General features: G+C 71.6%; 8 protein-coding genes. 2 read left to right on the top strand and 6 right to left on the bottom strand.

Annotation, left to right across the window (positions count from 1 at the left end; genetic code table 11):
* Positions 1 to 221: 221 nt before the first annotated feature.
* From ACWEV3_RS35325 to ACWEV3_RS35315, 3 genes are read right to left on the bottom strand one after another with little or no spacing between them, the layout of a single operon-like run.
* Complete coding sequence (locus tag ACWEV3_RS35325; RefSeq protein WP_452618059.1) at positions 222 to 1,310, bottom strand: C45 family autoproteolytic acyltransferase/hydolase; 1,089 nt, start codon at positions 1,308 to 1,310, stop codon at positions 222 to 224.
* Entirely contained in the window at positions 1,307 to 2,929 is a 1,623-nt protein-coding gene (locus ACWEV3_RS35320; RefSeq protein ID WP_452618058.1) for an amidohydrolase, read from the bottom strand. The genes ACWEV3_RS35325 and ACWEV3_RS35320 overlap by 4 nt, the downstream gene beginning before the upstream one ends.
* Before the next feature lie 11 nt (positions 2,930 to 2,940).
* Positions 2,941 to 4,368, bottom strand: a complete 1,428-nt coding sequence (locus tag ACWEV3_RS35315; RefSeq protein WP_452618057.1) for a purine-cytosine permease family protein — start codon at positions 4,366 to 4,368, stop codon at positions 2,941 to 2,943.
* A gap of 124 nt (positions 4,369 to 4,492) precedes the next feature.
* Between ACWEV3_RS35315 and ACWEV3_RS35310 the strand changes: the two genes are divergently transcribed.
* Positions 4,493 to 5,131, top strand: coding sequence for a TetR/AcrR family transcriptional regulator (locus ACWEV3_RS35310; RefSeq protein WP_452618056.1), 639 nt, complete (start codon positions 4,493 to 4,495; stop codon positions 5,129 to 5,131).
* A gap of 77 nt (positions 5,132 to 5,208) precedes the next feature.
* Entirely contained in the window at positions 5,209 to 6,081 is an 873-nt protein-coding gene (locus ACWEV3_RS35305; protein WP_452618055.1) for a hypothetical protein, read from the top strand.
* Positions 6,082 to 6,313: 232 nt separating this feature from the next.
* Here the strand turns inward: ACWEV3_RS35305 and ACWEV3_RS35300 are convergent, their stop codons facing one another.
* The 3 genes from ACWEV3_RS35300 to ACWEV3_RS35290 form a co-directional block, all read right to left on the bottom strand.
* Positions 6,314 to 7,696 carry an MFS transporter gene (locus tag ACWEV3_RS35300; RefSeq protein WP_452618054.1) on the bottom strand — a complete coding sequence of 461 codons (1,383 nt, stop codon included), beginning with the start codon at positions 7,694 to 7,696 and terminating at the stop codon, positions 6,314 to 6,316.
* 136 nt (positions 7,697 to 7,832) lie between these two features.
* Positions 7,833 to 8,363 carry a dienelactone hydrolase family protein gene (locus ACWEV3_RS35295; RefSeq protein ID WP_452618053.1) on the bottom strand — a complete coding sequence of 177 codons (531 nt, stop codon included), beginning with the start codon at positions 8,361 to 8,363 and terminating at the stop codon, positions 7,833 to 7,835.
* 12 nt (positions 8,364 to 8,375) lie between these two features.
* A complete protein-coding gene (locus ACWEV3_RS35290; protein ID WP_452618052.1) occupies positions 8,376 to 10,010 on the bottom strand; it encodes a thiamine pyrophosphate-binding protein in 1,635 nt (544 codons plus the stop codon).
* Between the last annotated feature and the right edge of the window lie 184 nt (positions 10,011 to 10,194).

The raw sequence follows: 10,194 nt of genomic DNA, 5'->3' as shown, positions 1-10,194 counted from the left end.
GGGGCCCACCGGGGTCGCGGTCCGGCTGTTTCGCGCGAAACCGGCGCCCCACGTGAGGGCAAGACGGCGGTTTCGCGCGAAACCGGCGCCGCGTGTCAGGCGCTCAGGCACCAGGCCCCATCGGGATCAGCCGAGCCGAGCCGCTCTGGAACGAACGCTTGGCACGCGGACTGCCACCGCTGCCGCCGTTATCACCTGGCTCCGATTCGTAGGCCCCGGCACTAGCACTGCAGCTCGTACCAGGGGCGGCTGTCGTGCTCCGCCGGGGTTCCGTCGAGGATCCGGGCGGTGCGGCGGGCAGGGTCGAGCACGACCGTGGCGAGGCTGGCCCAGCGCTGGCCGAACTCCTTGCCCAGGTCCGGGTTGCAGGTCACGGGCGGTTCTCCGGGGCCGGTGATGAGCTGGCCGACGAGCTCTTCGGCGCTCTGCGGCCAGGTGCGGGCGAGCCGGTCCTGGAGGAAGGCGAAGCGCTCCCCCGAATCGGGCTGGTACAACCAGGACTTCTCGTGCGCGGCGGGCGCGGGGGTGAGGAAGTGGTTGGTGCGCAACCAAGTCCCGGGCACGACCTCCGGCACCTCGAAGATGCCCTCGGGGCTGATGTCGAGGAGCACCGCCCGCGCGGTGTCGAACAGCGCGAAGGAACCGGAGGAGGCGATGGGCGCCTCGCGCAGGAGTTCCAGTGCGTGCTCGACGCTTCCGGCCTCTTCGAGGACGCACGCGGCGAGGACGTGCACGGGGATGCCGCCGACGCTGTCGTCTCGGTGGCCGAGGATGTTGAAGTGGAGCGCGAGCCCGGCGTCGTTCACGCCGATCTTGGCGAGGATGCCGTGCTCGGTGATCCCGGCGTAGCGGTGCGCGCCGCCCGCGGAGTCGATGGTGTGCCAGTACGGGCCGAGCTCGACGTGCCAGTCCCAGGTCTGGACGCCGAAGATCGCTCCGTCTCCGGTGTCCCGCACGATGGTGGAGCATTCGCCCGGGGGCACGGTGCGGCTGCGCGCGAGGATCTCGGTGCGCGCGTTCAGGGCCGCCACCCGCCAGGTCTCGACGCCCGCACCGGCGGCGATGCCCTCGATCTGCTCGGCGAGCCGGGGGCGGAACGCGGCGATGTCGTCCAGCGCGCGGTCGGCATCCGCGCGAACGGTGTCCTCGTCGATGCTCCCCGTCGCGAAGAGGCGGTCGTAGGTGTCGATGGCGCCGGGAAGCGCGGCCGCCAGCTGACGTCCGCGCTCCTGGCCGCGGGCGCGCGGGTCCGCCTCGTCGACCGCGATGCGGAGGCGGGTGGCGGGCCGTTCGAAGGTGCTGTCGGTCATTTCCGGTGGTGCTCCTTGGCTGCGTGGCGGACGGTGCCGTCGACGACGGTCGCGAGGATCGGGTTGGCCGCTTGCCGTTCCGGGGACAGGGTCAGCGGGTTCTCGGCGAAGACGGTCAGGTCCGCGAGGTACCCGGGTGCGATGCGGCCCAGGCGGTCGCCCGCCCCGGCGGCGATCGCGGTGGCACGGGTCATGCCCGCGTGGGCCTCGCGCGCGGTGATGCGCTGGCCCGGCTGGACCGGGAGCGCGTCGGGCTCGTCCACCGGGCGGCGGAGCTGGGCATCGGCCAGGGCGACGCGCGGGTCGCCGACGCCGATCGGCCAGTCGGAGCCGAGGGCCACGGTCGCGCCGTGGTCGATGAGGTCCCGGGTGCGCCAGCCGTGGGCCACGCGTTCGGGGCCGATGCGGCGCGACCAGTTGTCGTTCTGGTCCGGATCGGTCATCCGCGTCCCGTGGACGGGCTGCAGGCTGGCGACCACGCCGAGTTCGGCGAACCGGTCGAGCAGGTCGTCGGGGATCGATTCGACGTGCTCGATGCGGTGCGGCGGCCCGGCATGGGGATGGCCGACCTCCTCGATCACGTCGAGCGCGAACCGGACGGCCTGGTCGCCGATGGCGTGGGTGGCGGTGGGGATGCCGCGTTCGGCGAAGAACCGGACGGCGTCCCGGTAGGCGTCGAGGTCCTTCCACAGCGGACGGCGGTTCTGCCCGTGCACGTCGGGGTGCTCGAACCAGGCGGAACCGTTGTCCACCGTGCCGTCGAGCATGAACTTCGCGCCCTCGACCGACCACCGCCGCCCGGACAGGGCCTGCTTCGCGGCGACCGCCTCCCATACTTCGCGCCCGGAGTCCGCCGCGACCAGCGGCGAGCAGCGCACGCGCAGGGGAAGGTCGCCTGCCGCCTCGATCTCCCGGTACACGGCCTCGGACGGGTCGTCGAAGTCCATCGCGTGCAGCCCGGTCAGGCCCGCCGCGGCCAGCCGGTGCAGCTGCTCGGACACGTACCGGGCCGCGGTCGGGACGGGAATTTCCGGGTAGTGGGCGAAGATCAGGTCCATCGCGCGGAGCTCGACGACGAACCCGGTCGGTCGCCTGTCGGCATCGGTGGCGATCCGGGAGGCGTCGTCGAAGGTCTCGGCCCCGGTGATCCCGGCCAGCTCGATCACGCGCGGGCTGACCACGAGGGCGTGGGCGTCCCGGGTCATCAGGGAGACGGGGACGCCCGGGAACCGCTCCCCGAGCACGTCTCCGGACGGTTCGCCGTCGAACACGTTGATGTCGAGGTCGAAGCCCACCACCCAGGCCCCGTCGGGCAGGTCTGCGAGGTGCTCGGCGATCAGCGCGAAGACCTCGTCCAGCGCGCGTGCCGCGCCGAGGTTCAAGCCGCGGCCGAGCTCGATGGATCCCCACACGGGATGGGCGTGCGCATCGGTCAGGCCCGGGAGGACGGTCGCACCGGGGAAGTCGTGGACGACCGTGCCGGGTCCCCGGTAGGTCTCCAGGATCTCGTCGCCGCCGACGGCGAGGATGGTGCCGCCTGCGATGGCGATGGTCCGGGCGCTCGACTCGTGGTCGAGGTTCTCGATGTGCGCGGCGCGCAGGATGAGATCGGCGAGCATGTCTTTCCTGATCAGTTCACTGTGGACGGAATGGTGCGGAGGGCGCGGGAGAGGATCCAGTAGAGGACGGCGGAACCGGTGATCCCGACGGGCAGCGCGAGGTTCAGGCCGTCCATGGCGGCGGAGACGGGGCCGACGAACGAGCTGGAGCTGGCGCAGAACGTCGCCGCCACGACACCGCCGACGGTGGCCAGCGCGCCGGCCCAGTTCACCCCGCCCCGGTACCAGAAGGGGCCACTGCTGGTCTGGTCGTGGAGCGCGACGCCGTCGTAGCGGTTGCGGCGCAGGACGACGTCGGTGGCGTAGACGGCCATGCACGGGCCGGTGATGACGACGACCAGTTCGAGCATGGTGTTCACGGCGGTGAGGAAGTCGAAGACGAGGATCGCGAAGAGCGTCATCGCGGTGCCGATGACGCCGACGACGAGCACGGCGGGAACGCGCGGCAGGCGCACCCCGATGGACTGCATGCACAGCCCGGCGCTGTAGGCCGTCATGCCGTTGTTGGCCATCGTGTTCACCACGACGGCGATGACGAAGACCGGGGCGAACCAGGCGGGCATGATGCTCTCCAGCGCGGCCTGGGGATCGCTCATGTCCAGGGCCGTCGCCGCCAGGGCGCCGACGGAGGTGAACACGATGCTGGGCACGATCCCGCCGGCGGCGGCCCAGCAGGTGACGGCCGTGCCGCTGGTCGTCCGGGGCAGGTACCGGGCCAGGTCCGGGCTGTTGGCGTACGACAGGGGCGTCGAGGCGACGATCGTGAACGCGGCCGCCAGCACCACGACGTGCGAGGAGCCGGTGAGCGGTTCCGCCGGGGCGTAGCTCCAGTCGGCGCGGACCACGACGAGGGCGGAGACCACGAGGAACACGATGGTCAGGACGACGGTGAGCGAGGTGTAGAGGCGGACGATCGTGGCGTGGCCGAAGATCGCGATCAGGATCGTCGCGGCCGCGATCGCGCAGATCACGGCGGCGTCCAGCGCCGCCGAGTCCGGCAGCCCGAGCTGCCCGGCCAGGCCGATGCCCGCGACCGACGCGGCGGACCAGTTCAGCGCGAGGTACAGGGCCGAGATCAGCCATCCGGTGATCGCGATGACGACCTTGTTGCCGAGCACCCCGTACATGGCGCGCGAGATGACCGAGCCGGTGGTGCCCGCGGCGGACCCGCTGATGGAGATGAATCCGGTGATGAACCACAGCAGGTTCCCCGCGACGATGACCGCGATGGACTCCGCGAGACCCAGTCCCATCAGGATCGTGGTCGCCCCGACCACGAAGCTCAGGTAACTCACGTTGGGGGCCGCCCAGATGGCGAAGAGCTCTCGCGCTCTCCCGTGCCGTTCGGCATCGGGCACGACGTCGATGCCGCGGGTCTCGATCCGCCCGGGGCGGTCGGTGCCGGGACGCTCCTCGCGCGCGGCTGGGGGCTGTCTCATTCTTCTTCCTTCAGTCAGACGAACGACGGCGTTGTCCTCGCTGCCTCGGGGTATGAGTCGACGGAGAACTTATTGGTGTGTGCACCAATAGACTGTTGGCGCCAGATTCAATAGGGTGATCCGCGTGACGTCAACCCCTCGCACCCGCAAGGACCCGGCAGAGCGCCGGGCGGAGATCCTGGAGGCCGCGGGCCGCCTCGCCCTGGAGCAGGGGCTCGAGCGGGTCACCATGAAGGCGGTCGCCGACGAGCTGGCGGTCCGGCCCGGGCTCATCAGCCACTACTTCGGCACGATCGACGCGCTGCTGTGCGAGGCCTTCGCGCACGCGGCGTCGCGCGAACGCGCCTCCCTGCTGCCTCCCGAGGAGAGCTCCCTGCCGCCGCGCGAGCAGCTGGCCAGGTTCCTGCACCGGATCGACGGGGCCGCCTCCCCGAACCTCGGGCGGCTGTGGCTGAACGCGCGGCACCTCGCGCGGTACCGGCCGAACCTCCGGCAGATCGTCGAGGAGCAGGAGACCATCACCCGGCAGGCGCTCACCGGCATCGTCGCCGAAGGCGCGCGGCGCGGTGATTTCGCCACCGACGATCCCGAGCGCGCGACCGTCGTGATCCTGGTGACGATCGACGGCCTCGACTCCTACTCGAACTGCGAACCGCCATCGCACCCGACGACGGCGAACCTGGTGTTCAGCGTCGCCGAGACCGCGCTGGGACTCCCCCGCGACAGCCTGCTCCGCGCCACCGAACCGGACACCGCCGGTTGAGCAGGAGCGTCGGCCCGGATGTCCTGTCGCACCGGATCAGTGCTGTTCACGGTTGGCCAGGAGGGGTGATCGGTAGATTGTCCGGCATGCCCAGCGTTGATCTTCCAGTCGAGGTCCGTCGGAGTGCGGAGCTGTTCCTGACTGCCGTGGATGAGTTGGCACCGGGCTTGGTCACCGGCTTCTACCTGGTCGGATCGGTGGCCTTGGGCGACTTTCACCCCTCCGGTGCCGGTCGCGGCCGGCTCAGCACGGCCAGCGATATCGACTTCGTTGCGGTAACCGACCGCCGCGTGGAGTCCGAGTCACGGGAGATGGTGGCGTTGGCCGAGGCCCACGCCCGCACCGTGGCCCGCTTCCCCCGGCCGAACTTCGATGGCGCGGTGCTCACCTGGACCGACCTCGCGACCGGGCCGGACCACTGCCCCGACGTTCCCTGCGCGCAGGAGAGCCGCTTCGCACCGGCCGGACGGTCCGGCATCAACCCGGTGACGTTCTGCGAGCTTGCCTGGCACGGGATTCCGGTGCGCGGGCCCCAGCCGACCGACGTGGACCTGTGGGCCGATCAGAATGCCTTGCGCGCGTTCACCGTCGACAACCTCCGCACCTACTGGCGGCCGTGGTGGCGGAAGATGCGGCAGCAACGCCCGCTGGCCGTCGCCGTCGGGCTCACTGCGTGGTTCCCGGTGTGGGCGGTTCTCGGTGTGAGCCGGCTGCACCACGTGATCGCTACCGGAACGATGACCTCCAAAACCGGTGCCGGCCGGCACGCCCAGAAGGCGTTCGACCCACGCTGGCAGCGCATCATCGCCGAAAGCCTGAGCCTGCGCACCGGCGGCGCCGAGGGCCGTCGGGGCTATCGCAACCCGCTGGCCCGTCGCCGCGACACCCTGGCCTTCCTGGACACCGCGATCGACACCGCACTCGCGCTGCCTGCCGGAAACCCCGAATAGCCACTGCGTGTTCGTGGTCGTTCTCCGTTGATGCGGTCCTGGACAGCGGTCAACGGCACGAACGCGCGATCGTTGCCGAGCTGCCCAGGTTCGACGCCATCGGCTGACCGCGTACTGTCCTGTTCGGACACTGCGCCCCCGCGCGAACGGCCCTGCCGCGCGAACGCAGCAGGGCCGTTGGTGAACTACCCGCCGGACCGGTCTTGAAACGACCTGCCACCACCGGGCACCGTCACGGCGAAAGCTCTTCGAGCGTGCGCCCCTTCGTCTCCTCTGCGAACACCGCGGTGACGAACGTGCCGACGAGGGTGATGCCGCCGATCATCAGGAACACCGTCGACAGACCCGTACCGCCCGCGTAGACCAGGGCGACCAGGATCGGGCCGGTGATGATGCCCAGCCGGTTGAGGACGCCGCCCAGGCTGCACCCGAGCGCCCGGCTGCGGGTCGGGTAGAGCTCCGGTGTGTAGAGGTAGAGGCTGATGTTGGCCGCGAAGCTGAACATCGCCGCGAACGCGGAGAACACCGCCAGCTGCCCTGCGGAGCTCGCGCCGAGCACCGCCAGCACGCCCATCGCCACCGTGGTGCCGCCGAGCCCGATGGTCAGCACCATCCGCCGGCCGAGCCGGTCGATGGTCAGCGCCGCCAGCACGCAGCCGGCCAGCCCGGCCACCGACGCCAGGGTGCTGTACCAGAGCGAGACGTCGGTCGGCAGGCCGAACACCTGCTTGTAGAGCGTCGGCAGCCACGAGGTGAGCCCGTAGTTGGCCAGGTAGCCGACGAACCAGACCGTCCAGACCACCAGGGTGCGGCGCCGGTAGCGACCGGTGAACAGGTCGCGCAGCGCGCCGGTGCGCGCGGATTCCGCGCCGGCGACCGCGGGAGCCGGCGCGGGCGGCGGCAGGTCCCGGCCGGTGGAGCGGCGGACGTTCTCCTCGATCCGCGCCACCACCTCCTGCGCCTCGGCGGACCTGCCGCGGGCGGCCAGCCAGCGCGGCGACTCGGGCACCCTGCGCTGCAGGAAGAACGCGGCGACGCCGGGAATCGCGGCGATCAGGAACAGCGTGCGCCAGCCCCAGTTCGGCACGATCCACGCCGACGCCAGCGCGCCGACGGTCAGCCCGGCCGGGAAGACCACCTCGTACATCAGCACGAACCGGCCGCGGCGCTTGGCCCGGCTGAGCTCGGCGATGTAGGACGCCGCGGTGGGCACCTCGCCGCCGATGGCCAGTCCCTGGATGAACCGCAGGACCAGGAACGGCAGCAGCGCCGGGCTCAGCGCCATGCCCAGGTTGCCGAGCGCGGTGATCACCAGGCACAGCGTGATCACCCGGACCCGGCCGATGCGGTCGGCGAGCCAGCCGGAGGCCAGCGCCCCGAGCAGCATGCCGATCGAGCCGATGGTCAGGGTCGCGGTGGCGCCTGCCGTGGACAGGCCCCACTCGCGGGAGATCTCGGGCAGCGAGAAGGCGATGAGCAGTTGGTCGAACGCCTCGAAGAACGTGACGACGCCGATGATCAGCCGCACGCTGACGTGCCAGCGCGACATCGGCAGCCGCTCCAGGCGAGCGGCGACGTCCTGCTGGACGGTGTGGTCGGGGGCCGTGATGCTCATGCGTCCCTCCTTCGTTGGGACACGCATGCCACGAGGACGTGGCATGGAACGGTAGTTGCCGGGAGGTTCGGCGAGCGCGGTGGACTCGCGTTTCGCGCCTCCCTGGGTCGGGAGGCGACCGGTGGGGCCGATGGGGTCAGGGCAGCCGGGCGTCGAGGAGCCGGATCGCCCGGGCGGGGTCGGCGGCCGGGGACTCGTCGAGCGGATCGCACTCGACCGCCGCGGCCAGGTCGTGTTCGGCGGCGGCCCGGGTCGCGAGCGGGCCGGTCTCGCCCACCCCGAGCGCGCCGGTCGCGCGGGCGGGGATGCCGAGCCGGGAGGCCAGGTGGTCGAGGGCCCCGGCGATGTCCGCGGCGAGGTCGTCGGCCGCCAGCAGCGACATCGCGGCCCGCGCGGTTTCCTCGTTCTCCGGGCGGAATTCCTTGCCGCCGGTCTCGTAGTACAGGTAGGGGGCGACCGCGACGTGCCCGCTGCGGGCCAGCGCCCGGCAGCAGCGCTCGATCGGCTCGGTCAGCCCGTAGGCGTCGTGCAGCACGACCACGGCCGTGCGCGGGCGGGTTCGCGGGAACCGCACGAACAGCGGTGCTGCGGTGCGCAGCACCCGGCGGCCCCGGTTGGCGGGCCCGTGGGCGTGGTGGTGGTCGTGGTGGGCCGGTTCGGCAGGCATCTCGGATCCTGTTCAGCTGGGCACGTGGACCGGAGGAACGAACGGCGACGGCGTCGGTTCGAGCGCGGTGACGTCGACTTCGAGCAGGAACGGGCGGTGCTCCGCCACCGCCTTGGCGAACGCCTCGGCGAACGATTCTGCCCTGTTGACCAGCGCGTACGGCAGGTCCAGCGCGTCGGCCAGGCCCCCGAAGTTCGGCGTGAACAGGTCGACGCCGGAGCGCCGGCCCGCGTGCTTGTCCTGCATGTTGCGCAGCACGCCGTAGCCGCCGTCGTTGAACACCACCAGCACCAGCCACGGCCGCTCCTGGGCCAGCGTGGCGAGCTCGCCGAGGTGCACCGCGAGGCCGCCGTCCCCGGCGAACACCACGGTCGGCGCCTGCGGCGCGCCGATCGCCGCGCCGATGCCGGTGGCCAAGCCCTGCCCGATGCCGCCGCCGACCGGGAAGACGTTGGTGTTCGGCCGGTAGATCTCCAGCAGCCTGTTGCCCCACTGGCTGGACGGGATCGTCACGTCCCGCGCGATCACCGACTCGGCGGGCAGCTCCTGCCGCATCGCATCGCAGATCAGCGCGTATTTGCCGATCGCCGCGCGCAGGTGCGCGCGCACCCGCTCGCGGGTGCCGGTGACCTTCCCGCGCCAGGCGGGCCCGGCGCCCACCGCGCCGGTCAGCTCGGTGAGCAGCTGCGGGAGCACCTGCTCCGCGGCGCCGGTCAAGCCGGCCTCGGCCGGGTGGACGCGGCCGATCGCGGCCGGGTCGACGTCGATCTGCACGTGGTTGCGGGGCAGTTCCAGCGCGTAGTGCCTGGTTTCGTTGGAGCGGAAGTGCGTTCCGATGGAGATCAGCAGGTCGGCCTCGGCGAGCAGCGGCCCGGCCTCGGGGTTGGCGGCGAAGTTGCCGATCACCAGCTCGTGGTCCTCCGGCACGCTGCCGCGGCCGGAGTTGCTGGTCAGCACTCCCGCCCCGAGCAGCTCCGCCAGCTCGCGCACGCGCTCGCCGGCGCCGGTGCCACCGCCGCCGACCCACAGGATCGGCCGCTCGGCGCTCCGGATGATCTCGGCGGCGCGGCGCACCGCCTCCGGATCGACCGGCGGCGCGGCCTCGCCCTGCTCCGCCGGAGCGGGCCGGGGACGCTGCTCGGCGTATTGGAGGTCGATCGGCCATTCCACGCTCGACGGTCCGCAAGGGAGCGACAAGGCACTGCGAATCGCTTGGCGGAGCACGGATTCCGCCGAATCGGACGAGGTCACCGTGGCGGCATGCTTGGACACGGCGGCGAGCATCGCGGCCTGGTCCTTGGTCTCGTGGATGACGCCGCGGCCCTGCCCGAGGAACGGCGAGTCGATCTGGCCGGTCACGTGCAGCAACCGGCTGCCGGCGGTCAGCGCCTCGACCATCGCGCCGGCCGCGTTCCCCGCGCCGGTGCCGGTGCTGGTGATCGCCACCCCGAGGCCGCCGGTCGCCCGGGCGTAGCCGTCGGCGGCGTTGACCGCCGCCGCTTCGTGGCGCACCGGGACGAAGCGCAGTTCCCGGCTCACCGCCTCCACCAGGGGCAGGTTGTGCACGCTGACCACGCCGAAGGCGGTGTCGACGCCGTTGTCGCGCATGACCTGGACGAGCAGATCGCCGCCGTTGGTACTGGGCATGACAGTCCTACCTTTCTCTCGTGAGCGCGAACGCCGGTTCACCGGCTTTCGCGCTCACGACCGGAGGGCTCAGAGCCTGTTAGCGAATGTCGTTTTGTTCTTTGTCCTTGAAGCGGCGCCAGCCGCTTAGCCCACCTGAGCAACTTGCACCGCCGCGAGGACAGCCCGTTTGCCGCGTATTGGA

It is taken from the genome of Saccharopolyspora sp. NPDC003752 (genome assembly GCF_053605825.1).
The sequence above is the reverse complement of the archived record's forward strand: the minus strand, read 5'-3'. Positions and strand labels throughout refer to the sequence as shown.

Coding starts and splice junctions, on each gene's coding strand:
- ACWEV3_RS35325 (WP_452618059.1), bottom strand. CDS start 1,310: ATGACCGACAGCACCTTCGAACGGCCCGCCACCCGCCTCCGCATCGCG.
- ACWEV3_RS35320 (WP_452618058.1), bottom strand. CDS start 2,929: ATGCTCGCCGATCTCATCCTGCGCGCCGCGCACATCGAGAACCTCGAC.
- ACWEV3_RS35315 (WP_452618057.1), bottom strand. CDS start 4,368: ATGAGACAGCCCCCAGCCGCGCGCGAGGAGCGTCCCGGCACCGACCGC.
- ACWEV3_RS35300 (WP_452618054.1), bottom strand. CDS start 7,696: ATGAGCATCACGGCCCCCGACCACACCGTCCAGCAGGACGTCGCCGCT.
- ACWEV3_RS35295 (WP_452618053.1), bottom strand. CDS start 8,363: ATGCCTGCCGAACCGGCCCACCACGACCACCACCACGCCCACGGGCCC.
- ACWEV3_RS35290 (WP_452618052.1), bottom strand. CDS start 10,010: ATGCCCAGTACCAACGGCGGCGATCTGCTCGTCCAGGTCATGCGCGAC.